Annotated in this window: 25 protein-coding genes; 12 read left to right on the top strand and 13 right to left on the bottom strand. The window is 66.1% G+C overall.

Annotation, left to right across the window (positions count from 1 at the left end; translation table 11 throughout):
* Positions 1-23: 23 nt before the first annotated feature.
* Genes rsgA through ACIQCM_RS03625 form a run of 3 tightly spaced genes read right to left on the bottom strand, consistent with a single transcriptional unit; the run spans position 24 to position 3,015 of the window.
* Entirely contained in the window at positions 24-1,139 is a 1,116-nt protein-coding gene (gene rsgA, locus ACIQCM_RS03635; RefSeq protein WP_400603254.1) for a ribosome small subunit-dependent GTPase A, read from the bottom strand.
* Entirely contained in the window at positions 1,123-2,493 is a 1,371-nt protein-coding gene (gene aroA / locus ACIQCM_RS03630) for a 3-phosphoshikimate 1-carboxyvinyltransferase (RefSeq protein WP_400603255.1), read from the bottom strand. Before aroA ends, rsgA begins: the two co-directional genes overlap by 17 nt.
* A gap of 6 nt (positions 2,494-2,499) precedes the next feature.
* Positions 2,500-3,015 carry a DoxX family protein gene (locus tag ACIQCM_RS03625; protein WP_400603256.1) on the bottom strand — a complete coding sequence of 172 codons (516 nt, stop codon included), beginning with the start codon at positions 3,013-3,015 and terminating at the stop codon, positions 2,500-2,502.
* A gap of 336 nt (positions 3,016-3,351) precedes the next feature.
* Between ACIQCM_RS03625 and ACIQCM_RS03620 the strand changes: the two genes are divergently transcribed.
* Positions 3,352-4,068, top strand: coding sequence for a sigma-70 family RNA polymerase sigma factor (locus ACIQCM_RS03620; RefSeq protein ID WP_400603257.1), 717 nt, complete (start codon positions 3,352-3,354; stop codon positions 4,066-4,068).
* Entirely contained in the window at positions 4,065-4,325 is a 261-nt protein-coding gene (rsrA, locus tag ACIQCM_RS03615) for a mycothiol system anti-sigma-R factor (RefSeq protein ID WP_400603258.1), read from the top strand. Before ACIQCM_RS03620 ends, rsrA begins: the two co-directional genes overlap by 4 nt.
* 104 nt (positions 4,326-4,429) lie before the next feature.
* Here rsrA and ACIQCM_RS03610 read toward each other — a convergent pair whose 3' ends face one another.
* From ACIQCM_RS03610 to ACIQCM_RS03590, 5 genes are all read right to left on the bottom strand, one after another.
* A complete protein-coding gene (locus ACIQCM_RS03610; protein ID WP_369299106.1) occupies positions 4,430-4,504 on the bottom strand; it encodes a 50S ribosomal protein bL37 in 75 nt (24 codons plus the stop codon).
* 89 nt (positions 4,505-4,593) lie between these two features.
* Complete coding sequence (locus ACIQCM_RS03605; RefSeq protein ID WP_400603259.1) at positions 4,594-5,220, bottom strand: helix-turn-helix transcriptional regulator; 627 nt, start codon at positions 5,218-5,220, stop codon at positions 4,594-4,596.
* Positions 5,220-6,047, bottom strand: coding sequence for a DUF4097 family beta strand repeat-containing protein (locus ACIQCM_RS03600; RefSeq protein WP_400603260.1), 828 nt, complete (start codon positions 6,045-6,047; stop codon positions 5,220-5,222). The genes ACIQCM_RS03605 and ACIQCM_RS03600 overlap by 1 nt, the downstream gene beginning before the upstream one ends.
* Positions 6,048-6,132: 85 nt before the next feature.
* Positions 6,133-6,732, bottom strand: a complete 600-nt coding sequence (locus ACIQCM_RS03595; protein WP_400603261.1) for a GDSL-type esterase/lipase family protein — start codon at positions 6,730-6,732, stop codon at positions 6,133-6,135.
* Positions 6,733-6,834: 102 nt separating this feature from the next.
* Positions 6,835-10,635: a multifunctional oxoglutarate decarboxylase/oxoglutarate dehydrogenase thiamine pyrophosphate-binding subunit/dihydrolipoyllysine-residue succinyltransferase subunit gene (locus tag ACIQCM_RS03590; RefSeq protein WP_400603262.1), complete on the bottom strand. Its 3,801-nt coding sequence runs from the start codon at positions 10,633-10,635 to the stop codon at positions 6,835-6,837.
* 513 nt (positions 10,636-11,148) lie between these two features.
* Here ACIQCM_RS03590 and ACIQCM_RS03585 point away from each other — a divergent pair.
* The 5 genes from ACIQCM_RS03585 (at position 11,149) to ACIQCM_RS03565 (ending at position 16,325) form a co-directional block, all read left to right on the top strand.
* Complete coding sequence (locus tag ACIQCM_RS03585) at positions 11,149-12,486, top strand: hemolysin family protein (RefSeq protein ID WP_400603263.1); 1,338 nt, start codon at positions 11,149-11,151, stop codon at positions 12,484-12,486.
* A complete protein-coding gene (locus tag ACIQCM_RS03580) occupies positions 12,483-13,553 on the top strand; it encodes a hemolysin family protein (protein WP_400603264.1) in 1,071 nt (356 codons plus the stop codon). The genes ACIQCM_RS03585 and ACIQCM_RS03580 overlap by 4 nt, the downstream gene beginning before the upstream one ends.
* Before the next feature lie 82 nt (positions 13,554-13,635).
* Positions 13,636-14,634 (top strand): metal ABC transporter substrate-binding protein, encoded by a 999-nt coding sequence (locus ACIQCM_RS03575; RefSeq protein WP_400603265.1) that lies wholly within the window; start codon positions 13,636-13,638, stop codon positions 14,632-14,634.
* The gene (locus ACIQCM_RS03570; protein ID WP_400603266.1) at positions 14,635-15,450 is read left to right on the top strand and encodes a metal ABC transporter ATP-binding protein; all 816 of its coding nucleotides are present in this window, start codon (positions 14,635-14,637) and stop codon (positions 15,448-15,450) included. It begins immediately after the preceding gene.
* Positions 15,450-16,325, top strand: a complete 876-nt coding sequence (locus ACIQCM_RS03565) for a metal ABC transporter permease (RefSeq protein ID WP_400603267.1) — start codon at positions 15,450-15,452, stop codon at positions 16,323-16,325. Before ACIQCM_RS03570 ends, ACIQCM_RS03565 begins: the two co-directional genes overlap by 1 nt.
* On the opposite strand, the gene ACIQCM_RS03560 is transcribed toward ACIQCM_RS03565, so the two are convergent.
* Positions 16,322-16,798, bottom strand: coding sequence for a Fur family transcriptional regulator (locus ACIQCM_RS03560; RefSeq protein ID WP_400603268.1), 477 nt, complete (start codon positions 16,796-16,798; stop codon positions 16,322-16,324). The genes ACIQCM_RS03565 and ACIQCM_RS03560 overlap by 4 nt on opposite strands.
* A gap of 95 nt (positions 16,799-16,893) precedes the next feature.
* Here ACIQCM_RS03560 and ACIQCM_RS03555 point away from each other — a divergent pair, with 95 nt between their 5' ends.
* Genes ACIQCM_RS03555 through ACIQCM_RS03540 form a run of 4 tightly spaced genes read left to right on the top strand, consistent with a single transcriptional unit; the run spans position 16,894 to position 20,031 of the window.
* Entirely contained in the window at positions 16,894-17,550 is a 657-nt protein-coding gene (locus ACIQCM_RS03555) for an MBL fold metallo-hydrolase (protein WP_400603269.1), read from the top strand.
* Entirely contained in the window at positions 17,550-18,449 is a 900-nt protein-coding gene (locus ACIQCM_RS03550; RefSeq protein WP_400603270.1) for a sulfurtransferase, read from the top strand. The genes ACIQCM_RS03555 and ACIQCM_RS03550 overlap by 1 nt, the downstream gene beginning before the upstream one ends.
* Positions 18,446-19,606: an NAD(P)-dependent alcohol dehydrogenase gene (locus ACIQCM_RS03545; protein WP_400603271.1), complete on the top strand. Its 1,161-nt coding sequence runs from the start codon at positions 18,446-18,448 to the stop codon at positions 19,604-19,606. The genes ACIQCM_RS03550 and ACIQCM_RS03545 overlap by 4 nt, the downstream gene beginning before the upstream one ends.
* Positions 19,603-20,031: an HIT family protein gene (locus ACIQCM_RS03540; RefSeq protein ID WP_400603272.1), complete on the top strand. Its 429-nt coding sequence runs from the start codon at positions 19,603-19,605 to the stop codon at positions 20,029-20,031. The genes ACIQCM_RS03545 and ACIQCM_RS03540 overlap by 4 nt, the downstream gene beginning before the upstream one ends.
* Positions 20,032-20,096: 65 nt before the next feature.
* Here ACIQCM_RS03540 and hrpA read toward each other — a convergent pair whose 3' ends face one another.
* On the bottom strand, positions 20,097-24,092 hold the full coding sequence (gene hrpA, locus ACIQCM_RS03535) for an ATP-dependent RNA helicase HrpA (protein WP_400603273.1): 3,996 nt from the start codon (positions 24,090-24,092) through the stop codon (positions 20,097-20,099).
* A gap of 83 nt (positions 24,093-24,175) precedes the next feature.
* The gene (locus ACIQCM_RS03530) at positions 24,176-24,403 is read right to left on the bottom strand and encodes a hypothetical protein (RefSeq protein WP_400603274.1); all 228 of its coding nucleotides are present in this window, start codon (positions 24,401-24,403) and stop codon (positions 24,176-24,178) included.
* Between the two features lie 20 nt (positions 24,404-24,423).
* On the opposite strand from ACIQCM_RS03530, the gene ACIQCM_RS03525 reads away from it, so the two are divergent.
* Positions 24,424-25,389, top strand: coding sequence for a GlxA family transcriptional regulator (locus ACIQCM_RS03525; protein ID WP_400603275.1), 966 nt, complete (start codon positions 24,424-24,426; stop codon positions 25,387-25,389).
* 13 nt (positions 25,390-25,402) lie between these two features.
* Here the strand turns inward: ACIQCM_RS03525 and ACIQCM_RS03520 are convergent, their stop codons facing one another.
* Positions 25,403-25,783 carry a protealysin inhibitor emfourin gene (locus tag ACIQCM_RS03520; RefSeq protein WP_400603276.1) on the bottom strand — a complete coding sequence of 127 codons (381 nt, stop codon included), beginning with the start codon at positions 25,781-25,783 and terminating at the stop codon, positions 25,403-25,405.
* A 71-nt stretch (positions 25,784-25,854) separates the two neighbouring features.
* Entirely contained in the window at positions 25,855-26,910 is a 1,056-nt protein-coding gene (locus ACIQCM_RS03515) for a M4 family metallopeptidase (protein WP_400603277.1), read from the bottom strand.
* Positions 26,911-26,980: the final 70 nt, after the last annotated feature.

Below are 26,980 nucleotides of genomic sequence, written 5' to 3'. Positions count from 1 at the left end.
CGGATCTGCTGGGAGATCCGGCGTCAGGTGACGCTGCCGAGTTCCTTGGCTTCCTGTGCCTCGTTGCGCGGATCCGCCCCAAGGAGGCGGCGCAGGGACGCCAGCCGGGCGGTGCCGGTGGGTCCTGCGTGCCCTTCTTTGACCCAGGCATCCAACCCGCAGTCCACGGCGCTGGCGGTGTGCTTGCAGCCCCGTTCGCAGTCCTCGATCCCGGGCGAGAGGTCCGGGAACGAGCGCAGGATCCGGTCGGGGTCCACGTGGGCCAGCCCGAACGAGCGGATCCCGGGGGTGTCGATGATCCAGCTGCCCGGGGGAGCTTCAGCAAGCCGGAGGGCCAGCGCGGATGAGGACGTGTGGCGTCCCCGGCCGGTCACGGCATTGACGCCGCCCGTGGCCCGCTCCGCGCCGGTCAGGGCGTTAACCATGGTGGACTTGCCCACGCCGGAATGGCCCAGCATCACGGTGACTTTGCCGTCCAGGTAGGCGCGGAGGCGGGCAACGGCGTCGCTGTCCAGGCGGGCGGACAGCCCGTCATCGGAGCGGGCGTCGATTCCCGAGGCCCGGTCGTCGGCCGTCCGGCTGATAATGACGGGGAACTCGAGGTGCGTGTAATTCGACAGGAGCTCCGCAGGATCCTTGACGTCCGCCTTGGTGACGAGCAGGATCGGCTCGATGCCGGCGTCGTACGCTGCCACCAGCGCGCGGTCGATGAACCCGGTCCGTGGCTCCGGGTTGGCGGCGGCGACCACGATGACCAGCTGGTCCGCGTTGGCCACGACGGCGCGTTCCACGGGGTCCGTGTCATCGGCGCTGCGGCGCAGCAGGGTGCGGCGCTCCTGGATCCTGACCAGGCGGGCCAGCGTATCGGGCTCGCCGGAGACATCGCCAACCAGTGACACGAAGTCCCCGGCCACCACGGGGGAGCGCCGCAGCTCCCGTGCCCGTGCCGCAATGATCACGCGTTCGGAGGCGGAATCCTCGTCCACTACGGCCGTATAGCGACCCCGGTCCACCGTGATGATGCGGCCGGTAACGGCGTCATCGTGGCTCGGCCGGTCCTTGGTGCGCGGCCGGGAGCCCTTCTTGCTGGGCCGGATTCGGACATCCGATTCATCCCAGGAGTCAGTGCTCCGAGCCACTGCCCGAACCCTCCGCCCCTTGCGCGAGCATCCCGGACCAGAGCCTGGGGAAGTCCGGCATGGTCTTGCCCGTGGTGGCGATGTCCTCCACCTCCACGCCCTCCACGGCGAGGCCAAGGATGGCACCGGCCGTGGCCATGCGGTGGTCCGCGTAGCTGTGGACGACGCCGGCGTGCAGCGGGGCCGGACGGATCACCAGGCCGTCGCTGGTCTCTTCGGCGTCGCCGCCCAGCCGGTTGATTTCAGTCACGAGCGCGGCGAGCCGGTCCGTCTCGTGGCCGCGGAGGTGCGCGATGCCGCTCAGCCTCGATGGGCCGGAGGCCAGTGCGCAGAGGGCCGCCACGGTAGGGGCAAGTTCGCTCGTATCTGCGAAATCGCCGCCCTTGATTTCCTGGCCGCCGGTGACCGTCAGCGTTCCGTCGCGAAGGGTCACGTCCGCGCCCATGTCAGCGAGGATGGTGCGCCACAGGTCGCCTACCTGTTGCGTCCGCTCGGGCCATTCCGGAATTCGGACTGTTCCGCCGGTCGCCAGGGCCGCGGCCAGGAACGGGCCGGCGTTGGAAAGGTCCTGCTCGATCCGCTGGTCGAAGGCGCGGATCGAGCCGGGCTGCACCACCCAGTGGTTGGGCGTGGAGTCGTCCACTTGCACCCCGGCGCCGCGCAGGACGGCAACAGTCATGTTGATGTGGTCCAGGCTGGGGACCGGGCCACCCGAGTGTTCCAGGTGCAGGCCGTCGGTGAACCGGGCACCCACCAGGAGCAGGGCGGACACGAACTGGGACGAGGCGCTGGCGTCGATCACCAGGTGGCCGCCGCGGACTTCGCCGGTGCCTTCCACTACGAACGGAAGGGACGACGGCGTGCCTCCCCCTTCTGCCGATACCGCGACACCCAGCCCCTGCAGTGCCTCGATGATGGTTCCCATGGGCCGCTTGCGGGCGTGGGGGTCGCCGTCGAACACGCCGGCCCCTTTGCGCAGCGCCGCAAGCGGCGGGACGAAGCGCATCACGGTGCCTGCCAGGCCGCAGTCGATGGCCACGTCCGCCGCCGGCGCGTCGGCACTGAACGGAACGACCTCCAGGTCCGGACCGAACGCCCCGTCTCCGGGGACCTCTGTGACGGTGGCTCCCAACTCGCGCAGGGCCTCGATCATCAGGGCCGAATCCCTGGAATGCAGAGGTGCGCGCAGGCGGGACGGGCCGTCAGCCAGCGCGGCAAGCACCAGGTACCGGTTGGTCAGCGATTTGGAACCGGGGACCGTGAGGGTGGCGTTGACGGGCCGCGACGCGAACGGTGCGGGCCAATGGGGAAGGGGCGCTCCGGTGCCGGCCGGTGCTGCGGGTGCTGCGGTCATTCGGCTTTATGCCCCCGTGGCGTGCCCGACGGCACGGCGAACGGCTTTATCGGCCTTGTGGATCTTCTTGTTTGTGGTCCTGCGGGCGTCCGCCGCGAGGTGCTCCGCGCGCCATGCCAGCCCCGGCTTGCCTGCGGTGTCCACGGAGGCCAGGAGGGCGCCGCCGCTGAGCGAGAGGTTCTTCAGGAGCTGGTTGCGCCGGTGCTCGCGGCCTTCCTTGCTGCTGATATCGGCGCTGCGCCATTCCACGAAGGTGTTTAGGAGCGAGACCACGGTCAGCAGGCCGGCGGAGAGGCGGGAAAACTTGCCCATTCCGAAGAGGATCCCGGCGCCAACCTGGGTACCGCCGATGACGCGCGCAAGGGCCTTCTCATCAGCCTGGAACGGCAGTGCCGCGGCGGCTTTGCGGAGCAACGGAGAAAGCTGCCGGGCGGTGTCATCGGAATTCTTGAGCTTGTCCATTCCGGCCAGGACAAAACTGGAGGCCAGCATGGGCCGTGCAAGCATACGGGTCAAGGACATGGGTTTCCTCCTGGATGGACGAGCCGCATAAAGCGGGGGAGTCCGTTCTAGTCTTGCACTTTTGGGGAATATTTGCCCAAGGCGCGGGGTTACGTAGAGCAGGTCCGCAACCGCAGGACCGCACAAGAGCACGGACACACTCCAGGCAGCAGTTGCCGGCGCCCGAACGCGCTCCGCGGCCTGCAGCCTGCGTGATGGACAGGAACGGGGTGGGCCTTGGGAAGCGTAACGGACATAGTCTCCGCGCCAGGTCCGGTGGAGATGGACGCATTGTTGTCCGGTCGGACGGAATACGGCACGCCACCGGGGCGCGCCCTGCCAGTAGACTTGAGGGCAATGAGCACCCTGGATCCGGCCGTCCCGGCCACCTATGAGGAACAGTCCGCCGCGGCAGGACCAGCCGCTGCCGCCGCGGAAGAACCGGTGGACGTCGCCACTGAGTCCGCGGAAGAGCGGCGAACCCGGTTCGAGCGGGATGCCATGCAGTACGTGGACCAGCTGTACTCGGCCGCCATGCGGATGGCACGTAACCCTTCGGACGCCGAGGACCTGGTGCAGGAGGCCTATACCAAGGCGTTCTCGGCGTTCCACCAGTACAAGCCCGGGACCAACCTCAAGGCCTGGCTGTACCGGATCCTCACGAATACCTACATCAACCTTTACCGGAAACGCCAGCGCGAGCCGCTGCAGTCCAACTCGGACACCATCGAGGACTGGCAGCTGGCGCGGGCGGAGTCGCACACGTCCAGCGGCCTCAGGTCCGCTGAAGCCGAGGCGCTGGACCACCTTCCGGATTCGGACGTAAAGCGCGCACTGCAGGAGATTCCGGAGGAATTTCGGCTGGCCGTGTACTTCGCCGATGTGGAGGGGTTCGCCTACAAGGAAATTTCAGACATCATGAACACCCCCATCGGTACGGTGATGTCCCGGCTCCACCGCGGCCGGAAAATGTTGCGGGACATGCTCGGGGAATACGCCGCCGAGCGCGGATTCAAGGCCGCCGCCGAGCCAGGGGACGCGGCAGGAAGCACACAACAGGAGAGCGGAAAATGAGCGACTGCCAGGGATTGGGCGATTGCGATGACACCCGGATGCAACGGATCTACGAGTACCTCGACGGCGCACTGACCCGGGAGGACCTCACGGAGATTAAGACACACCTCGACGAGTGCCCGGAGTGCAGTGAACAGTACGACCTCGAGTGCGTCATCCGTAAAGTGGTCAAGCGTTCCTGCACGGAGGCCGCCCCGGAGAACCTGAAGAACGCGATCCTGGACCGGATACATTCGATCCGGCCGGTCGACGCGTAACTGCCAGGGCGGGTGTCCGGCCGCCTGGGCGCCATACAGAAAGGACCCCGGAAACCAAGAGGTTTCCGGGGTCCTTTGCTGTAACCAAGTTACCTGGCATGTGCCTAGGTGTTGGGGCGCTTCCCGTGGTTCGCGCCGCCACGCTTACGGTCACGACGCTTGCGTGCACGCTTGCTCATAGCTGGCCTCCTTACTGTTGGTACTCAAAAGAGCTGCCCTCAAGTCTCCCACATCTGCAAGGTGCCCGCGAACCGGGAGGCACGGGCCGTTAGGCGTCCAGTGAGTTGCGGATGGCGGTGCCCGCCTGATCCAGGACCGTGCGCATCGTTTCAACGGTGGACGGGTTGAGGGGCTGGTAGCGGGAGCGAAGCCGCAGCTCAGCGCGGATTCCGTCGCGGAACTCCTGCAGCATGGCCTCGGCATCCCTGAGCGGCCGCCCGGTTTGCGGGGGCAGGCGGCCGCCGGGGAGGCGCATCTCCGCTGACTGGGCTGCTGACTGCGCCGCGACCCTGGCCGCCTCAGCCGTGGCGGCAAGGTCTGCCCGGAGGCCGCGCATGTTGCTGCGGATGTCTTCACGCAGGCTGTCGGCCAGCCGCCGCACCGACGCGGAGATGTCGTTTTCCACCCCGGCAAGCTCGTCCCGCCGGCGCTCCAGCTCGTCCAGGCCCGCAGCCGTGATGCGGTAGTTGGTGCGGCGGCCCGCCGATTCGGTGGCCACGAGGCCCTCGGCCTCCAGTTTCCCCAGGCGCGGATAGATGGTCCCCGCGCTGGGGGAGTACGTGCCGCCGAACCGCTCCTTCAGCGCCTTGATCAGCTCATATCCATGTTTAGGGCCCGACTCAAGCAGGGCCAGGAGGTACAGGCGTAGTGCACCGTGCGCGAACACGGGAGGCATCAGAGGCCTGCTTCCGCGTCTCCCGGCGCGGGCCGGTGGAGCACGGACGTTGCTCCGGACACCGAGTTGGTCCGCAGCAGCATCAATTGCCGGTCAGGGCCCGCAATGGTCTCTACCGACCCCGAGAGGTGCGGGAACCGCTGGTTGTCGATGACCACGGCGCCGCTGGCCGACTTGGCGATAAGGTCCACGCCGACGTCGTACGGCAACCGGATGGTGAGGTCCCCCGAAACCGAATTCGCCCCGAAATCATGCGTAAAGCCGTGCAGGTCGAAGCTCAGCCCGCCACTGACGGTGTTGGCCCTGACATTCGTCAGCTCCCCGGAAGCGGTCACCTCACCGGAGACGCTCTTTGCCGTAAACACCCCGGTGTGGTTGCGGGCCGCGACCTCGCCGCTGACGGTGTTGACGTCCAGCTGGCCATGGGTTCCGTCCGCCACCACCGAGCCGGAAACCGTATTCAGGCGGGTATGGCCGGACGTTCCGGAAACCAGTCCATTGCCACTGACGATGCCCGCTTCAACGTCCACGCCAGCGGGGAGGGCAATGCTGATGACGGCGGAGTTCTCGCTGTTGTGGCCGACGGTGCCCATCAGGTTCTTGAACCAGCCCTGCGCGCCGTGCAGCTGGTGCCGGATTTCCAGCCGGCCGCCGGAAACGGACACCGCCAAGGGGTCACCCTGGACGTCCGTGACCTCGATCCGGGCCACCGGTTCCGGATGCGTGACCACGTCAAAACGGCCGCGGACCATGCCCAGCTTCAGGGACGAAACACCGTCCACGTCGATGGTCTGCGGGCTGGTAATGTTCCACTGCTGATCGGACACGTCTCCTCCAAAGGCGATATATCGTGTTGAGCTTCCAACGGTACCCCCGGTCACTCGGGCGATCAAGATATATCGCGAACCAGCGCTACTCCGGGGAGTCCATGCCCAACCACTGGAACCAGCCGCGGTGCAGGACGAGCCAGGCCATCAGCCCGTAACCGGCCTGGCCGGGAGACCCGCCGTTGGCTGCCAGGTCCTGACGCCACTGTTCGTGGTTCAGCAGGGGGGAAAAGGTGTCAACGTAAAGGTGCTTCCGGCGGGTGGTGACGTCGGCGAAGGCGGTGTTGAGCTCATCCAGCCTCCGGTTGCGCACCGGATCGAGGGTGGGAGGCGGTCCCACTACAAAGACCTCGATGCGGTTCTGGGAGGCCGAATCGAGGATATTGGCCAGGTTAAGGCGGCTCCGCGCGGTGGAGAGGCCGAACTCGATGTCGCGGCCGGACAGGCCGATCACCAGCCGGTTCTCTGCCTGGCCGCTGAAACGACGGCCCGCTTCCTCAAGCCAGCGTGCAGCCAGGCCTTCGGTGCCCTCTTCAGGGCAGGCCAGCGCATAGCTTTCCACCTGTGTGCCGTCCTGGGGAGTGCGGGCCAGCACACGTCCAAACCATCCGAGCGCGCGGGGGTCGCCCACTCCCGCCAGCAGTTCATCTCCTACAGCTGCGATGCGCAGCTTCCTGTCTTCCACACGTACCTCTTCACTTCCGGGGCCTGGCCGGTGTTGTCCATTAAACGGCAACTGCCCGGCCGGAGTCTGATGGGTCGACGTCCGGCCGGGCAGCCTTGGTGCTTACTTGCGCGCGAATGCCTGCTTCAGCAGGACGTCCTGCTCCGCCGCGTGCCGCTTCATTGAACCGGCAGCAGTGGAGGCCGACGCGGGGCGCGAAACCAGCCGAATCCTGCGGTCCAGGGCGTCCGGCAGGTTCAGTCCGATGAACGGCCACGGTCCCTGGTTTGCCGGCTCGTCCTGTGCCCATACGACTTCGGCGTTCGGGTACTTCGCCAGCTCCGCGGCGATTTCCTCGTGCGGCAGCGGGTAGAGCTGCTCGACGCGGATGATTGCCGTGGTGGTGTCGCCCGTCTTCTGCCGGGTGGACAGCAGGTCGTAGTACAGGCGCCCGGAAACCAGCAGGACGCGTTCGACGGCGTTCGCGGCCAGCTGCTCGTGTTCACCGATCACGGGGCGGAAGGCGCCGCTGGTGAAGTCCTCCACGGAGGACGCCGCAGCCTTCAGGCGCAGCAGCTGCTTGGGCGTGAAGATGATCAGGGGCTTCCGCGGACGGCTGTAGGCCTGGCGGCGCAGCAGGTGGAAGTGCGAGGCGGCCGTGGTGGGGTTGGCCACGATCATGTTTTCCTCGGCGCACAGCTGCAGGAACCGCTCAATTCGTGCCGACGAGTGGTCCGGGCCCTGGCCTTCGTAGCCATGCGGCAGCATGAGCACCAGCGACGAGCGCTGGCCCCACTTCTGCTCGGCGGACGAGATGAACTCGTCGATGATGGTCTGGGCGCCGTTGACGAAGTCACCGAACTGGGCTTCCCAGAGGACCAGCGCGTCGGGACGCTCCACTGAGTAGCCGTATTCGAAGCCCATGGCGGCGTATTCGGAGAGCAGCGAGTCGTAGATCCAGAGCTTGGCCTGGTCATCGGAGAGGTTGCCGAGGGGCAGCCATTCCTTGCCGTTGGCGCGGTCGTGGAACACGGCGTGACGCTGCACGAAGGTGCCGCGGCGGGAATCCTGGCCGGCGAGCCGGACGGGAACGCCTTCCATGATGAGCGAGCCGAACGCAGCGATTTCGCCGAAGCCCCAGTCGATGCCGCCTTCGCGGGACATCTGCTCACGCTTCTCGAGGAGCTGCTTGAGCTTGGCATGAACGGTGAAGCCCTCAGGTACCTCGACGTGGGCCTTGCCGATCCGGGCAAGGGTCTCGGCGGAAATGGCGGTGGAGACGGGAGCGTTCACTCCCGAGTCGGACTGCTGTGCCATGGGGCGCTCGATGTCCGAAACCGCGGCGGAGTCGGCCGTGATGATCGGGATCGGGGAAGTCTGCGCCGCGTGGGTTTCGGCGAACACCCGCTCCAGGCGTTCCTGGTAGTCGCGGAGCAGCTGCTCTGCTTCTTCCTCGGTGATGTCGCCACGGCCGATCAGCGATTCGGTGTAGAGCTTTCGCACAGAGCGCTTGGCCTCGATGAGGTTGTACATCAACGGCTGGGTCATCGAGGGGTCGTCGCCCTCGTTGTGGCCGCGGCGGCGGTAGCAGACCATGTCGATGACAACGTCCTTGTGGAACCGCTGGCGGAACTCGTAGGCAAGCTGGCCGATCCTGACCACGGCCTCGGGGTCGTCACCGTTCACGTGGAAGACCGGTGCCTGGATCATCTTGGCAACGTCGGTGGAGTACGTGGAGGAACGGGAGGACGACGGCGCGGTGGTGAAGCCCACCTGGTTGTTGACCACGATGTGGATGGTTCCGCCGGTCCGGTAGCCACGCAGCTGGGACAGATTCAGGGTTTCGGCAACCACACCCTGGCCGGCGAATGCGGCGTCGCCGTGCACCATGATGGGCAGCACGGGGAACGTCTCGCCCTGGTCCAGGCGGTCCTGCTTGGCGCGGACGATGCCTTCGAGGACCGGGTCCACGGCCTCAAGGTGGGACGGGTTGGCGGCCAGGTAAACCTTGGTTTCCTTGCCGTTGTCCGACGTGAACGTGCCTTCGGTGCCCAGGTGGTACTTCACGTCACCGGAGCCCTGGACGGAACGCGGGTCCTGCGTGCCCTCGAATTCGCGGAAGACCTGTGCATAGGTCTTGCCGGCGATGTTGGTCAGCACGTTGAGGCGACCGCGGTGCGCCATGCCGATGGCAACCTCGTCCAGGCCGTCGTCGGCGGCGTCGGACATGATGGCGTCCAGCAGCGGGATCAGCGACTCGCCGCCCTCGAGGGAGAAGCGCTTCTGGCCGACGAACTTGGTCTGCAGGAAGGTCTCGAAGGCCTCTGCGGCGTTCAGCTTGGAGACGATCCGGAGCTGTTCTTCGCGGCTGGGCTTGGAGTAGGGGTGCTCAAGCTGGTCCTGGAACCACTTTCGCTCGGCCGGCTCCTGGATGTGCATGTACTCGATGCCCGTGGTGCGGCAGTAAGCATCGCGAAGAACGCCCAGAATGTCGCGGAACTTCAGGCTGGGCTTGCCGCCAAAGCCACCCGTGGGCCATTCGCGGTCCAGGTCCCAAAGCGTCAGGCCGTAGGTCAGGACATCGAGGTCCGGGTGCTTGCGCTGGACGTACTCCAGGGGGTCGGTGTCCGCCATGAGGTGGCCACGAACGCGGTAGGAGTGGATGAGCTGCTGGATCCGGGCGACCTTGTTGATCTCGTCAGCGGGGTCAACCTGCTTGTCGGCGCTCCAGCGGACGGGCTCGTACGGAATCCGAAGGGACTCGAAGATCTCGTCGTAGAAGTTCTGCGCACCGAGCAGCAGCGAGTGGACCAGCTTCAGGAACTCACCGCTGCCGGCACCCTGGATCACGCGGTGATCGTAGGTGGACGTGAGGGTGAGCACCTTGCTGATGGCGTTTTGCGCGATGATCTTTTCGCTGGCGCCCTGGAATTCTGCCGGATAGTCGAGGGCGCCTACGCCGATGATGGCGGCCTGGCCCTTGGAAAGGCGGGGCACTGAGTGCACGGTGCCGATGCCGCCCGGGTTGGTCAGGGAGACCGTGGTGCCCTGGTGGTCCTCTGCGGTGAGCTTGCCGTTGCGGGCGCGCTTGATCAGGTCCTCGTAGGTGTGCCAGAACTCCGAGAAGTTCAGGGTCTCCGCTTTCTTGATGTTCGGGACCATCAGGAGGCGGGTGCCGTCAGGCTTCGGCATATCGATCGCGATGCCAAAGTTGACGTGTGCCGGCTGCACGGCTACGGGCTTGCCGTCCACTTCGTCGTAGTAGACGTTCATGGAGGGGAACTGGGAGAGCGCCCGGATCACGGCGTAGCCGATCAGGTGCGTGAAGGAGACTTTGCCGCCGCGGGCGCGGGCCAGGTTGGAGTTGATGACAACGCGGTTGTCGATCAGCAGTTTGGCGGGGATGGCCCGGACGCTGGTGGCCGTGGGGACCTCGAGGCTGGTCACCATGTTGGTGGCAATGGCCTTGGCAGGTCCGCGAAGTACGGAGACGACGTCCTCTTCCGGGGCCGTGGGGGCCTTGACGTTCTTGGGCAGCTGCGCCGGAATCGGGGGAGTGCCGCCGCCTGCTTCCGTCTTCTTGGAGCCGTCGCGGGCCACGGTGGCGGGTGCCTTCTTCGCGGGGGCTGCTGCCGGCGCCGGTGCCGGGGCAGGTGCGGAAGCGGCAGGAGCTGCAGCCGGCTGCGCTGCCGGAGCCGCAGGAGCTGCCTTAACAACCGGAATCTGCGTGGTGGGTGGGTTGGACGCGTTCCCCGAATTTCCGTTGGAAGAAGAACGGCTGCCCGAGTCGAAGGATTCGAACAGCGGCCACCATTTTGCGTCTACTGCGTTCTTGTCCTTCTGGTACTGCTCGTACAGTTCGTCAACGAGCCACTCGTTTCCGCCAAATTCCTCTGGTAGACGGTGGCTAGGCTGCTCTGGCACTTGAAATACGCCTCTTCCATGAGTTTGATTTCTCTCCGGCCCACGGTGCTTGAGTACTCCGTTCGAACCAGTCTCTGCGTCCTCTGAACCCAGACCTTGCAAGTCTAGTGAGCATCACGCGTTAACTGCCAATAAGCGTGACCCAAATCATGAAGTGACGTCCGGAGGCCCGGATCCGGGTCTCCGCACCGGTTCGCTTGGCCTCTTCCGCACCGCCCGTCCCAGGCCAAGCGCCGCCTCCCGCTCCTGTAGACTGTGGGCCTTATGGACAGTAAATCCAGGTGCCGGCCCGGGGGCTGTCAGCGGAGGCCCAAAACGACCTCCGCGCAGTCCACCCGCCGAGCCGGCAGACCCCGAACGAATGCCCATCACCAGCCCGAGCCGGGGCCGGCTGCGCCCCGCACGGAAAGAGGGCCGGCTTCAGCCGACCACCCTCCGCCGGAACGGGCCAAAGACAGCCGTTCCGGCCTGGTCCCCGCAAGTCCCGCCCGCGGCCGTCAGGCGGGATGCTGAGTGGAATGGCTCCTGCTGGCCGCCGGCCTGCTGCTCATCGCAGGCACCGGGTTCTTCGTGGCCGTTGAATTTTCCCTAATCGCACTGGATCAGCCCACGGTCCAAAGGGCGGTTGACGATGGTGATACCGGTGCCGTCCCGCTGCTGAAGTGCCTCAAATCTCTCTCCACCCAGTTGTCCAGCTGCCAGCTTGGCATCACTCTCACCACGCTGCTCACCGGTTACGTCATGGAACCTTCGGTGGGCCGGCTGCTGGAAGCTCCGCTGGCCGCCGTCGGACTTCCCCAGCCTGCCGTGTACTCGATCTCGCTGGTGCTCGCCATGGTGATCGCCACGCTGCTCTCGATGCTCCTGGGCGAACTGGTTCCCAAGAACATGGCGATTGCCCTTTCTTTCCGGGTGGGGAAGGCGCTGGCGCGCCCGCAGCTGATGTTTACCGCCGTCTTCAAGCCCGCCATCGTGCTCCTGAACGGCTTTTCCAACAAGGTCCTCAACGCCTTCGGCCTGGAAGCCAAGGAAGAAATTTCCGGCGCCCGCACACCGGCGGAGCTTGCCTCACTGGTGCGCCGCTCGGCCGCCATGGGAACGCTCGACGCCGGGACCGCCAATTTCGTGGCCCGCACCCTTGATTTCTCCACCCGGACCGCAGCGGACGTCATGACGCCCCGTATCAGGGTGGAAACCATCGACGCGGGCCAGCCGGTGTCCGACGTGCTGGACGCCGCGCGCAGGACGGGATATTCGAGGTTCCCGGTGATCGGCGATTCCGCGGACGATATCCGCGGCCTGGTGCACGTAAAGAAGGCCGTGGCCGTGCCGGCGGACCGCCGGCACAAGCTTGAGGCAGGGGCCATCATGACGGAAGTCCTCCGTGTTCCGGAGACCATCCACCTGGACGCGCTCCTGGCGGAACTGCGTGACGGCAACCTTCAGCTGGCCGTTGTGCTGGACGAATACGGCGGAACGGCAGGCATCGCCACCCTAGAGGACCTGGTGGAGGAAATTGTGGGCGAGGTGGCTGACGAACATGACAAGGTCCGCCCCGGCCTCCTCCAGAGTGCCTCCGGAGACTGGTACTTCCCGGGGCTGCTCCGTCCCGACGAACTGTCCGAGCAGATCCCGGGCCTCACGGTCCCGGATGAATCGGCCTATGAAACCGTGGGCGGTTACGTGATGAGCCAGCTCGGCAGGATTGCCGCCGTGGGCGACAGCGTCCCGGTCGAAGGCGGGACCCTGAGCGTGACCCGGATGGACGGACGCCGGATCGACCGGATCTGCTTCCATCCCGCACCGCACCAGGCGGAGGGCCATCATGAAACCCAGGGGAGCGGACAATGAACGACTGGGCCGGAATCTTTTGGCTGGCCGTTCTCCTGCTCGGGAACGCCTTCTTTGTCGGCGCTGAATTCGCCGTCATGTCCGCCCGGCGCAGCCAGATTGAACCGCTGGCCGAAGCCGGTTCGAAGCGGGCGCAAACAACCCTGCGGGCAATGGAAAATGTCTCCCTCATGCTGGCTTGTGCCCAGCTGGGCATCACCGTGTGCTCCCTGCTCATCCTGCTGGTGGCCGAACCTGCCATCCACCATCTCCTCGCCGTGCCGCTGGAGGCGCTGGGCATCCCCAAGGAAATCGCCGACGTGGCGGCTTTCGGTGTGGCGCTCATGATCGTGACGTTCCTGCACGTGACGTTCGGTGAGATGGTGCCCAAGAACATCTCCGTCTCCATGGCGGACAAGGCCGCGCTGTTCCTGGCTCCGCCCCTGATGTTCGTGGCACGGCTGGTCAACCCGGTCATCGCCACCCTCAACTGGTCCGCGAACCATATCCTGAAGCTGCTTCGCATCGAGCCCAAGGACGAGGTGAACTCCTCCTTCACCCTGGAGGAGGTCCAGTCCATCGTCCAGGAGTCCACGCGGCACGGACTGGTGGATGACGAGGCCGGCCTGATCACCGGTGCGCTTGAGTTTTCCGACTACAGCGCCGCGGACATCATGGTTCCGCTGGACAAGCTGGTGATGCTCAAGGCACCCACCACTCCGGTGGACTTCGAAAAAGCCGTCAGCAGGACGGGTTTCTCCCGGTTTCCCATGCTGGACGAGGACGACTTGCTGTACGGCTACCTCCATGTCAAGGACGTCCTCTCCATCCCGGAATCGGCTTCGGGTTATCCCATCGCCGAAAGCAGGGTCCGTTCGTTGGCCAACCTGGCGCTGGACGACGAGATCGAGAAGGCCATGTCCGTCATGCAGCGCACAGGGTCCCACCTGGCCCGCGTCATCGGCCCGGACGGGAACACGCAGGGCGTCCTCTTCCTGGAGGACGTCATCGAGCAGTTGGTGGGCGAGATCCGGGACGCCACCCAGGCCCGGGGAATCCGCCGCTTCGGTCAGGAGAACGGTGCTTGAGCTTCAGTTCTAAATAGGAATCATTCCTATTTAGGTGTAAGGTGGAGGGGTTGTCCTGCCCCTCCACCGAACTGAGGTTCCCGTGCGCCGATCCGCCGCTGCCCGATCCACCCTTGCCGTCCTTGCCGGGGCAGGCCTCCTGCTTTCTGCCTGCAGCCAACAGCCCGAGACGGCTCCAGCCAACGATGGGTTGAGCGTGGTCACGTCCACGGACGTGTACGGGGACATCGTCAGGACGATCGGCGGAGACAAGGTCAGCGTCACCGCAATCATCAGCAAGACCAGCCAGGACCCGCACTCCTACGAGGCAACGGCACAGGACCGCCTGGCCGTCTCCAAGGCCGACCTGGTGGTGGAGAACGGCGGAGGCTACGACGGCTTCATCCACACGCTGGCCGAGGACAGCAACCTCGATGAAGCGAAGGTGCTGAACGCCGTCGAACTCTCCGGCCTGGAGGAGGAAGCAACCGCCGGCGGGGACGCCACCGCCGGGGCAACGACTGAAGAAGCGGACGCTGAAGAAGAGCACGGCGAGGACGGGCACGGCCACGGCGAATTCAACGAACATGTCTGGTACAGCCTCTCCGCCATGGAAAAGATCGCCGACCAGCTGGCCGCCAAGCTTGGCGAGCTGGATCCGGAATCCGCCGAGGGCTTCACCGCCAACGCCGAGGCATTCAAGAAGGAACTCGACGCGCTGCACGCCAGGCTTGACGCCCTGAAGGACAGCGCGGGCGGCGCACGGGTGGCCGTCACCGAGCCGGTTCCCCATTACCTCCTGGAAGATGCCGGGCTGGTCAATGCCACCCCTGAGGACTACACGGCCGCGATCGAAGAGGGCTCCGACGTGCCCCCGGCCGTACTCAAGGAAACCACCGACCTCGTAGAATCGAAGTCCGTCCGCATCCTGGCCTACAACGGCCAAACCGAAGGCCCACAGACGCAGGCGCTCAAGGAGGCCGCCGACCTGGCGGGCCTCCCCGTGGTCGATTTCAGCGAAACCCTGCCGGAAGGCAAGACGTACCTGCAGTGGATGACGGACAATGTGGAGAACATCGGCAAGGCTCTGGGAGAAAAATAGTTGAAATCACTGGTCAGCCTCACCGGGGCGTCCCTCAGGTTCGGCCAACGGACGCTCTGGGAAGGCCTTGACCTGCAGATCAGGCCCGGCGAATTCTTCGCCGTGCTCGGTCCCAACGGCAGTGGCAAAACCAGCTTCCTGAAGGTGCTGCTGGGTCTCCAGGAACTGCATCAGGGCAAGGCGGCGCTGGGGGGCCGGCCCGTCGAACGCGGCAGCAGCATGATCGGTTACATACCCCAGCAAAAATCCTTCGCCCCGGATACCCCCATGCGGGCCCGCGACCTGGTGGGCCTGGGCGTCGACGGGCACCGGTGGGGGTTCCGGCTCTCGTCCGCCAGGGTGAACCGCCGGATCGATGAACTCCTGGACCTGGTGGGCGCCTCGGATTACGCCAAGGTGCCGGTAGGCCAGCTTTCCGGCGGTGAGCAGCAGCGGCTGCGCGTGGCACAGGCGCTGGCCACGGATCCGCAGGTTCTGCTCTGCGACGAACCGCTCCTGTCCCTGGACCTGCACCACCAGCAGGCTGTCAGTTCGCTGATTAACCGCCAGTGCCACGAGCACCAGAGTGCCGTGGTGTTCGTGACGCACGAGATCAACCCGATCATCGACTATGTGGACCGGGTCCTGTACCTGGCCGGAGGACGCTTCAAAGTAGGCACCCCGGAAGAGGTCATGACCACCGAAGTCCTGTCCGATCTGTACGGCAGCCATGTTGAAGTGATCCATGCCAACGGCCGCATCGTGGTGGTAGGCCTGCCCGACGCCACCACGCACCACCATGCCGAACCGCACGCTTTTGCCGGAGAGGCCGCCTGATGGATTTCGACAGCCTTCTGGGCGCCATCTTCAACTTCGACAACTACGGCGAACTGCTGGTGCTGGTCCAGAACTCCATCTGGGCCGGAGCCGTCCTCGGCCTGCTGGGCGGCCTGGTGGGCACCTTTGTGATGAAGCGTGACCTGGCCTTCGCCGTGCACGGCATCTCGGAGCTGTCCTTTGCCGGCGCCGCGTTCGCCCTGCTCATCGGCGCGGACATTGTGTTCGGCTCCCTCATCGGTTCGGTGGCCGCTGCCCTGCTGCTGGGCCTCATGGGTGTCAGGGCCCGGGACAAGAACTCCATCATTGGCGTCATCATGCCCTTCGGCCTGGGCCTGGGCATCCTCTTCCTGTCACTTTACGAGGGCCGGGCCGCAAACAAGTTCGGGCTCCTCACCGGTCAGATTGTTTCCGTTGATACGGTGCAGCTCCAGGCGCTGGCCGGGACCGCCCTGATGGTCATGGTGGCGCTGGCCCTGATCTGGCGGCCTCTGAACTTTGCCAGCGTTGATCCCGAACTAGCCGAGGCCCGGGGAGTGCCGGTACGGACGCTCGCCATCGGGTTCATGGTCCTGCTTGGCGTCAGTGTGGCGCTGTCCATTCAGGTGGTGGGAGCCCTCCTGGTCCTGGCACTGCTCATTACTCCGGCGGCGGCCGCCCTGCGGGTGACATCGTCCCCGGTGGCTGTGGTGGCTCTCAGCGTGGTCTTCGCCATGACGGCGACGGTGGGTGGAATCCTGCTGGCCCTTGGCGGCCGGATCCCCATCAGCCCCTATGTGACCACCCTGTCATTCCTGATCTACGTCGCGTGCCGGGCCGTCGGATCCGTCCGTGCCCGCAAAGGCCTGAACGGACGGGTGCTGAAGCCGGCCTAAGCGAGCGGGTCGCCGGCAGCCTTTCGGGCAGTGCAGTCGGGGCAAAGTCCGAAGATTTCCACCGTGTGCGCCACCTCGGTGTAGCCATGTTCTGCGGCGGTACGTGCTGCCCAGGTTTCGACGGCGGGCGCCTCCACTTCCACGGCCTTGCCGCAGTTGCGGCACAACAGGTGGTGGTGGTGGCCCGTGACGGCGCAGCGGCGGTACACGGCTTCGCCCTCGCCGTTGCGAAGAACGTCCACCAGGCCCTCGTCCGCCAGGGACTGGAGGATCCGGTACGCCGTGGCCAGGGATACGGAAACGCCCTGGTTCTGCAGGATCCGGTAAAGCTCCTGGGTGCTGACGAAGTCGTTCAGTTCGTCCAAGGCTGCGCTGACGGCCCGGCGCTGTTTGGTGACACGCTGCTCCTTGCCGCCGGCTGCGGTACCGGTCCGGGCGGGCTTGGTGGCATCAGCCTGGGCGCCGAGCGGCATGGAGGAACTCGCTTCCGTAGGGGTGGTGGCAAAGATCCAGATTACCAGCCGGGCTGCCGTGGACAGGGTTCGCGGCCGGACCCTAGGCTGGCGCTATGAAGCTGACCAAGTACACGCATGCCTGTGTCCGGCTCGAAAAGGACGGGCGGGTCCTGGTCCTGGACCCGGGCAATTTTTCCGAGTGCGGCGAGGCGCTGGATGGCGCGGATGCTGTCCTGGTCACGCACGAACACGCGGACCACATCGACAAGCCCGCCGTTGCCGGCGCCATGGGCGGCAATCCGGGCCTCGAACTCTTCGCCCCGGAGGGCGTAGCGGCGGGCATGCGGACCGAAGCGCCGGCGGCCGCCGGCCGGATCCACACCGTGGAGCCAGGCTCCGCCTTTGAGGCGGCGGGCTTCAAGGTCCGTTCTTTTGGCAGTCAGCACGCGCTGATCCATCCCCAGATTCCGCTGGTGGCCAACATCGGCTACCTGGTGGACGACAACGTGTTCCACCCGGGGGACTCGTTCACGGTCCCGGACGGCGTGGCGGTCCGCACGCTGCTGGTGCCGCTGCACGCTCCGTGGAGCAAGGTTGCAGAGGTAGTGGACTTCGTCATCGCGGTCCGGGCGCCACGCGCCTTCCAGGTCCATGACGGCCTGTTGAACGATAACGGCCTGGGCATAGTGGAATCCCATGTCCGCAGGATCGGCGCCAAATATGGCACGGAGTACGCCCACCTCGCCCCGCGTGAATGGGTGGAGGTCTGATGGGGACGGGCCCCTTGATCAGTGCCGCGGACCTGGCGCAGCGGCTGGAACAGGGCAGCCGGACGGTGCTGCTGGATGTCCGGTGGGCTTTGGGGGATCCGCACGGTCACGCGCATTACCTTGCCGGCCATCTACCGGGCGCCGTGTACGTGGACCTGCCGGGCGAACTCGCCGCCCCGGCCGAGCCGTCGAGGGGCCGCCACCCGCTGCCCGCGGCTGCCGACTTCCAGGTGGCCGCCCGCGGATGGGGCATCAACGACGGCGACACAGTGGTGGCCTACGACGATTCCGGCAACCTCGCCGCGGCCAGGCTCTGGTGGATGTTGCGGGACGCCGGGCTCGGGGAGGTCTACCTGCTGGACGGCGGGCTTGCGGCCTGGCGCGCTGCCGGGTTACCGGTGGAGTCCGGCACCGTGGCTCCCTCCGAAGGAAACGTCACCCTCGGCACGGGTAACATGCCGGTGCTCGACGCCGGCGCTGCCGGAACGTGGGCAGATACCGGGCTCCTGCTCGATGCCCGGGCGGGGGAGCGCTACCGGGGCGAGGTGGAACCTGTGGACCCGCGCGCCGGCCATATCCCCGGCGCCCTCAGCGCGCCGACGTCGGACAACCTCGACGGCGACGGCCGCTTCCTGCCCGCCGCCGACCTGCACGCGCGTTTCACTGGACTGGGTGTCAGAGCCGGCGTTCCCGTGGCTGTGTACTGCGGCTCCGGCGTCACGGCCGCACACGAAGTGGCGGCGCTGGAAATCGCGGGCTTTCGGGCAGCACTGTACCCGGGATCCTTCTCGGAGTGGTCGAACAACCCGGAGCTTCCCGTTGCCGCCGGTGCGGCGCCCCGGGGCGACGGGCCGCCAAGTGGCATCGCCCCCGGCCGCGGGGGTACGGTCGCCTTATGACCCCTGGACGTCCCGTGCCCCCGCCCCTTGCCCGCCCGGTTGCTCCCGTTGACGACGCCGGTACCGCCCCCACGGGTGCCGGCACCTTGGCCGCCGCCTACGGTGCCGTCTCCGGAGACAGCGGGCTGGTGCCCCTGACCGTTGCCCGGCGCGCCCCGAAAGCGGACGACGTCGAGATCGCCATCGAGTACTGTGGCTTGTGCCATTCCGACGTGCACGCAACCCGCGGCGAATGGGGCGGCGACACGTACCCGCTGGTACCCGGCCACGAAATCGTGGGAACGGTGAGCCGCGTGGGCTCCGCCGTCACGGATTTCGCGGTGGGCGACCGCGTCGGAGTGGGCTGCATTGTTGATTCCTGCCGGAAGTGCGACAGCTGCCTGGACGGACTGGAGCAGTACTGCGAAAAGGGCATGACCGGAACTTACGGCTCCAAGGACCGCCGCAACGGCGACGCGATCACCCAGGGCGGCTACTCACAGTCCATTGTGGTGGACCGCGGCTATGTGCTCCGCGTTCCTGAATCACTGGACCCGGCCGCCGCCGCGCCGCTGCTCTGCGCAGGAGTCACGACGTATTCGCCGCTGCGCCACTTCGACGTGGAAGAAGGCGACGTAGTGGGCGTGGTGGGGCTCGGCGGGCTGGGCCACATGGCCGTCAAGCTCGCCAAGGCCATGGGCGCCAGGGTGGTGGTGTTTACGACGTCGGAATCCAAGGTTGCAGCTGCCCTGGAACTTGGGGCGGATCAAGTGGTGCTGTCACGCGACGAGGACGCGATGGCAGCGGCAAACCGCAGCATCGACCTCATTATTGACACTGTTGCGGCGCCCCACGACCTGAACCCGTTCTTCCGCACCCTGCGGGTGGACGGTGCACTGTTCCAGCTGGGCCTGCCCTCAGAGGCAATGCCGCCAGTGAATCCGGGCGCACTGATCCGGCGCCGGATTGCTTACGCCGGCTCGTTGATCGGCGGCATAGCGGAGACCCAGGAGATGCTGGACTTCTGCGCTGAGCACCGAGTGGTGTCGGACATCGAAATGGTGACTGCGGAACAGCTCAACGAGGCCTACGACCGTATGGTGGCAGGCGATGTGAAATACCGGTTCGTGCTGGACACCAGCACCCTGCAGGCACCCGCCAGGGAGGCAGACGCGTGAGCACCATCTTTACCAGGATCCTGAACGGCGAAATTCCGGGCCGCTTCGTTTGGCGCGAAGACGACGTTGCCGCTTTCCTGACCACCGGGCCGCTGGCGGACGGCCACACCCTGGTGGTGCCCCGCGAGGAGGTGGACCGCTGGACCGATGCCTCCCCGGAGACCCTCGCCAAGGTCATGGAGGTGGCCCGCCGCATCGGTGCCGTCCAGGTGGACCTCTTTAATGCCCGGCGGGCGGGCCTCATCGTGGCGGGCTATGAGGTCAACCACCTCCACGTCCACGTGTGGCCGTCGCAGAGCATGGCGGACTTCGACTTTGCGTCCGCGGACCAGAACCCGGACCCTGCGGTGCTGGACGCCAATGCCGAGAAGCTCCGCGGGGGGCTCCGGGCCGCCGGCTACGGAGAGTTCGTGCCGGAATCCTGAACCGGGGCAGCCGGTCAGGCCGGCTGCCCGTCAGGAAAGTTCCCCGGTCACGCAAAGTCCTCCGGTCAGGCGGGGGCGAGCGCCTTGTTCAGCACAGTGCGGATCCGCTTCTCGGACACTGAATACGCCGTGCCGAGCTCGACGGCGAACAGGCTCACCCGGAGCTCTTCGATCATCCAGCGCACCTGGGTTAACTCCCGGCCGGCCTTCCGCCCGGGGAGGAGGGCGGCCACGGCGTCGTCGTAGTCGTCCTCCAGCCGCTGGATCACGGCCATGTTCAGGCCATCCCGCTGCACGTTGCCCGGCAGGCGTTCCAGGCGCCGTTCGATGGCGGTCAGGTACCGGGGGAGCTGGCTGAGCTGCGCGTAGCCCGTGCGTGCCACAAAACCTGGGTAGACCAGCTGCTCCAGCTGGCTCTTAATGTCATTGAGTGCACTGATCAGGGCGAGGCTGGTGGTTCCCTTCAGCTGCTTCTCGATCCTCCGCGTACTGGCAAGGATACGTTCGACGACGGCGGTGACGCTGAAGACGGTATCGATCAGCTCCGCACGGACCACCTCGTACAACGCATCGAAGGACTCCCGGTCCCAGGGGAGTTCCTCCGGCGTGAGCTTGTCGATGGCAGCCAGCGCGCAGTCGGCGATCAGGGCAGAGACCGAGCCGTGCGGGTTCTGGCTGAACGTTAGTTTCTCCGTGTTGTTCAGGTGCTCCAGCACATACCGGTCCGGCGCCGGAACACGCAGCGCCAGCAGCCGGATGACGCCGCCGCGCATGGCATCGAGCTGTTCCGCGGACGTCTGAAACACCCGCAAGGAGACGGAGGTGCCGTAGTCTACGAGTGCCGGATAGCCGGTCACAGTGTGGCCCTTCACCATGCTGCTGACTTCACGCGGCAGGGTGCCGAAGCTCCATTCGACCAGGCCGTCCTGCTCCACGAACCCGGCAGGGGCTGAGTCCGCCGGAACCCCGGCGGGCTGCGCGCCCTGCGGTGCGGCGCCGTCGTACGCGTCCTTGCCGCGCTGCGGCCTGCTCCCGTTGCCGCCGCTCTTGCCTCCCGCGACCTTGCCCCGGCTGACAGGTACCGTGGATGCCGGTGTGGCGCCCAGGGACTCTGCGATGGCGCGGCGGGTGGCGGGGGCCAGCTTCTCCTGGAGCGCTGCAAGGTCCTTGCCTTCGTCCAGGACCATACCCTTGCTGTCCACCACCTTAAAGCTAAAGCGCAGGTGCGGCGGAACGGCATCCCAGTTCCAGGAACCGGGCGGGATGATGGCCCCGCGGATGCGGCGCAGCGCGAGCTCCAGCGAAGGCTCGAGGTCATCGGTGGCAGGATCGAAGTCCGCTTCCATTGCTGCCACCCCCTGGCGCGCGACGTCCGGGGCCGGAACGAAGTTCTTGCGGATGTTCTTGGGCAGGGACTTGATCAGCGCCGTCACCAGCTCTACGCGCTGGCCCGGGATGAGCCAGCGGAACGGGGCGTCATCGAGCTGGTTGAGGAACAGGACCGGCACTTCGGCCGTGACGCCGTCGGACGGATTCGGCGGTGAGCCGTGCGCAACCGGGTGGAACTCGTAGGTCAGCGGCAGGTCGAATCCCTTGTGGCGCCAGGTCCTGGGGTACGCCGACTCGTCGAGGTCCTCCGCGTCGTCGCTGAGCAGCAGCGACTTGTCGTAGTCGAGGAGGTCGGGGTTCTTCTGCCGGGCCTCCTTCCACCACTTGTCGAAATGCCGCTCGGAGACGACGTCGGGGCCCACGCGCGCGTCATAGAACTCGAACAGCGTCTCGTCATCCACCAGGAGGTCCCGGCGGCGCATGCGATTTTCGAGTTCCTCCACTTCGTTCAGGAGCGCCCGGTTGCGGTGGAAGAACTTGTGATGGGTCTTCCAGTCGCCCTCCACCAGAGCGTGCCTGATGAAGAGTTCCCTCGCCACGGCTGGATCCACCCGGCCGTAGTTAATCCGCCGCTGGGCGATGATCGGCACCCCATAGAGGGTGACCTTCTCGTAGGCCATGACGGCGCCCTGCCGCGTGGACCAGTGTGGCTCGCTGTAGCTGCGTTTGACGAGGTCCGGAGCCACCTGCTCCGCCCACAGCGGATCGAACTTCGCAGCGACGCGCGCCCACAGGCGGCTGGTCTCCACCAGCTCCGCCGCCATCACGAACGTGGGCGACTTCTTGAACAGCGCGGATCCCGGGAAAATGGCGAACCGGCTGCCGCGGGCGCCGGCGTACTCGCGCTTGCGTTCGTCCAGGATTCCGATGTGGCTCAGAAGGCCGGACAGTAGGCTGATGTGGATTCCGTCATGGTTGCCCACGGGATCCGCCAGGCGCTTGTTGTCCAGGCTGATGCCCAGCGGGCGGGCAAGCTGGCGCAGCTGGGCGAAGAGGTCCTGCCATTCGCGCACGCGCAGGTAGTTGATGAATTCGGCCCGGCACAGCCGGCGGAATGCCGACGAGGAAAGCTCCTGCTGCTTTTCCTGCAGGTAGTTCCAGAGGTTCAGGTAACCGGTGAAATCCGAGTTCTCGTCCTTGAACCGGTTGTGCTTTTCCGCCGCAAGCTGTTGCTTGTCCGTTGGGCGCTCGCGGGGGTCCTGGATGGTGAGCGCAGCGGCGAGGATCATGACTTCCCGGACGCAGTTGCGCTTTCCGGCCTCCACGATCATCCGGCCCAGCCTGGGGTCCACGGGCAGTTGCGCAAGCTTTTGTCCGACGGCGGTGAGGCCACCGCCACGTTTCGCGCCATCGTTATTCGCTCCGCTGGTGGGCGCAAGGGCGCCCAGTTCGCGGAGGAGGTTGACGCCGTCGTTGATTGCCCGGGTCTCCGGCGGCTCAACGAAGGGGAATGCCTCCACGTCCTTGGGGCCCCTGGCCACCCCCATAGCGGTCATTTGGAGGATGACGGCGGCGAGGTTGGTGCGGAGGATTTCGGGGTCCGTAAATTGGGGTCTGGACTCGAAGTCCTCCTCGGAGTAGAGGCGGATGGCAATGCCGTCCGAGACTCGGCCGCAACGGCCCGAGCGCTGGTTCGCGGAAGCCTGTGATACGCGCTCGATTGGCAGCCGCTGGACCTTGGTGCGGTGCGAATAGCGGGAGATGCGGGCGGTTCCGGTGTCGATGACGTACTTGATGCCGGGTACCGTCAGGGACGTTTCCGCCACGTTGGTGGCCAGCACGATCCGCCTTTTGCTGCCCGGGTGGAAGACTTTGTGCTGCTCCTGCAGGCTGAGGCGGGCGAAGAGGGGGAGTACCTCGGTGCCTGTAAGCCGGCGGTTGGACTGGATGCGGGCCTGGAGGGCGTCCGCCGCGTCCCTGATCTCGCGCTCCCCGGAGAAGAACACCAGGATGTCGCCCGGCGCCTCGTTGGCGAGTTCGTCGACGGCGTCGCACACGGCATCCAGCGGGTCGCGGTCCTCCTCGAGTTCGTCGTCAGAAGCCTCTTCGTCGTCCTCCCTGGGCTGGGTCAGGGGTCGGTAGCGGATTTCCACGGGGTAGGTCCGGCCCGAGACCTCGATGATGGGCGCGGGTTCTTCCTGGGTGCCGAAGTGGTTGGCGAAGCGTTCCGGATCGATGGTGGCCGAGGTGATGATGATTTTCAAGTCCGGGCGCTGCGGCAGGATCCGCTTGAGGTAGCCCAGGATGAAGTCGATGTTGAGGCTGCGCTCGTGGGCCTCGTCGATGATGATCGCGTTGTATTTGCGCAGCAGCTTGTCCCGCTGGATTTCGGCCAGCAGGATGCCGTCCGTCATCAGCTTGACCTTGGTGGCCCTGCTGACCTCCCCGGTAAAGCGGACCTGGAAGCCCACTTCCTGGCCGATTTCCACGCCCAGCTCTTCGGCAATGCGTTCGGCAACCGTGCGCGCTGCCAGCCGGCGGGGCTGGGTATGTCCGATCAGCCCGTTGTCCCCGAGGCCGAGTTCCAGGCACATCTTGGGAATCTGGGTGGTCTTTCCCGAGCCGGTCTCGCCGGCAATGATGGTGACCTGGTTGGCGGCAATGGCCGCCATGAGGTCCTCGCGGCGCTCGGAGACCGGCAGCTCGGCGGGATAGGAAATATGCAATGTCATGGCTGCAGACAGTCTACTGCGGCCTGGCTTTGGTTTCGGTGGCTGGGCGGCTCTGCCCTGGGGCTGCGGGGCGCCCGGACCGGCTAGAAGATGCGGAACGAGTAGCCGCTGCTCGGAAGGTCCAGGGCGGACCACGCCTCGTGGGAGGCGACCGGCGGCGTGTTGCCGCGGCCATCCCTGAGCAGCGCCGCCACCGTGGAGGTGGCGGACATGATGATGATGACGACGGCGAGGGTAGCTATGATTCCATAACTCCATGGTTCTCCTGGCGCCTTCGAGAAAACAGTGGCAGAAATGACCAAAAGAGGCATATTTCTGCCACACTGGAGGCATGCTTAAAAGCGTTGCGGTAATCGTGGCTCCCCACTTTTCGATGTTCGAGTTCGGGACCGTCATGGAGGTCTTCGGGACCGACCGTTCCGGGCGCGGGAGCGGCGTCCCGGCTTTCGATTTCCGGGTGTGTACGCCCATGCCAGGCAGGGTGCCGGCGCAGTCCGGCGTGGCCATGGAGGTGGAGCTGGGCCTGGAAGCGGCAGCTGATGCGGACCTGGTGATCATGACGCCGTTCGGGCGGGCGGAGGGCTTGCCGGAATCTGTCCTTGAGACCTTGCGTGCTGCCGATGCACGGGGTGCCTGGGTCATGTCCATCTGTTCCGGGGCCTTTGCTCTGGCTGAAGCAGGGTTGCTCGCGGGGCGCCGCTGCACCACGCACTGGCACTTTTCCGGTGAACTGGCGAAGTACCCGGGGGTCCAGGTCGATGAGAACGTGCTGTACGTACAGGACGGCAACGTCATCACTTCGGCGGGAACCGCAGCCGGGATCGACGCCTGCCTTCATCTGGTCAGGGTGGAGCTCGGCGCGCAGGTTGCTGCGGCGATCGCCCGGGACATGGTGGTGCCGCCGCACCGTGACGGCGGGCAGGCCCAGTTCATCGAGAGGCCCATTCCTGCCTGTGGTTCCGCTCCGATGGAGCAGTTGCTGCGATGGATGGTGGAGAACCTGGACCAGGAACATCCGGTCAACGAACTGGCCGCCCGGGTCCACATGTCGGCGCGGACCTTTGCCCGGCGGTTCCGCGCCGAAACAGGGGCCACACCGGCCGCCTGGCTCAATTCCCAACGCGTACTCCGGGCCCAGGAACTGCTCGAATCCACGGACCTTAACATCGAAGAGGTTGCCCGTGAGTCGGGATTTGGCCACCCCGTGTTGCTGCGGCACCACTTTGCCAAGGTGCTGGATACCAGCCCGCAGTCCTACCGGCGGGCCTTCCGGGGGAATTTGGCGGCTGCGGGCTGACCGGTTTACGGCGCTATTCGCTGCCAGAATCAGCCGACTGATCCGGATTTCCGGAGACGCCGGGATCGGCTGACGGGTCCGCGGCCGTTGGGGTGTCCGCTGTTTCGGCGGCAGCCCTGGCGCTGTCCACCAGAACCCGCCACGGCCCGGTGACGGCCCGCTCCGGCAGTGCAGCCCGTCGCTGGCCGGCGCGGATGGAATACATGAAGCGGTCCGGCTGTCCCACGCCGGCGAATTCCCGGGCGGCAGCGCTTGCCGTACGGGGCACCGCATCCCAAGGGCAGGCTTCGATAATGGGTTGCCACTGGTCGCGGGCTGTTGGCGACTGGGCGTTCACGGTCCAGACGCGGGTCAGCGCTGCTATGCCGCCCGAGCGTTCCACACTGATCTTCATGCCTGGCCCCTGGAGTTCCGCGTGCCTGGCTTCTGCCGGGCAGTGGCGGTGGGCCACGCCTGGCACGCGGTCTATAGTTTGACCTTCACAGTTTCCCATGCCTGGCGCACGGCGTCATGCTCTGGGGAACTGTTCCCGTAGAGCTCGACGGCGGCGCCTGTCGTAGCGCGGGCAAAGACGGTGAAAGTGGCGGTCGCAGGTAAGGAACCCGAGGTCAGCGCCTCGTACCAGATCCTGCCGGGTGCCTCCCAGGCGTATCCGCCAAGCTGGTCGGCCACGAGGTAGAACGCCCGGTTGGGGATTCCGGAATTGATGTGCACACCGCCATTGTCTGCACTGGTCCGCACATACGAGTCCATCGAATCCGGCTGTGGATCCTTACCCAGCACATCGTCGTCGTACGCTGTCCCGGGAGCCTTCATGGAGCGGAGGGCGAGGCCCTCCACCCCAGGCGTGAAAAGTCCCTCGCCGATGAGCCATGATGCTTCCTTGGCTGGCTGGTTCAGCACATGCTGCTCGACGAGGGCGCCGAAAACGTCCGACATTGACTCATTGAGCGCGCCGGCCTGGTTGCGGTAGGCAAGCGCCGCCGAATACTGGGTGACACCGTGTGCCAGTTCGTGGCCGATGACGCTGAGTGACTTGGTGAAGCGGTCGAAGACCTCGCCGTCGCCGTCGCCGAAGACCATCTGGGTGCCGTCCCAGAAAGCGTTGTCATACAGCTTGCCGAAATGAACGGTGGCGTTAAGCGGGAGGCCCTTGCCGTCGATGGAATCGCGACCGAAGACGTCGGCGTAGAGCCGGTGGGTGTGGCCGAGTCCGTCGTAGGCCTCGTCGGCCGAGGCGTCCCCCGTTGGCTTCCCGCCTTCCTTCCGTACCAGCATGCCGGGGAGGATTTCCGCGCCCCCGGCGTCGAAGATGGATCGCTGCGGGAGGCCGGCAGCTGCAGCCCGTGCAGCTTTCGGCGGCTCCAGTCCGACGGCCTGGCGGCGGGCTGCCTGGACGGAGCGGACATGCCCCAGCGCCTCCTTGGCTGCCCGGGAAGCTGCCGAGAACTGTGGCGCATCCAGCCGGGCAAGGCGCTTCAGCAGGTATGGCGGAACGATTGAACAAAATGGAACATCCATGGCGTACCCCCTCAACGTGGTCAAATCAGCGTACGAGCGGCCTGTGACAATTACGCGACGGCACACCTGT

It is taken from the genome of Pseudarthrobacter sp. NPDC092439 (genome assembly GCF_044754945.1).
In the GTDB taxonomy this organism is placed as follows: domain Bacteria; phylum Actinomycetota; class Actinomycetes; order Actinomycetales; family Micrococcaceae; genus Arthrobacter.
Note: the sequence above shows the minus strand (reverse complement) of the source record. Positions and strands in the feature narration are given on the sequence as shown.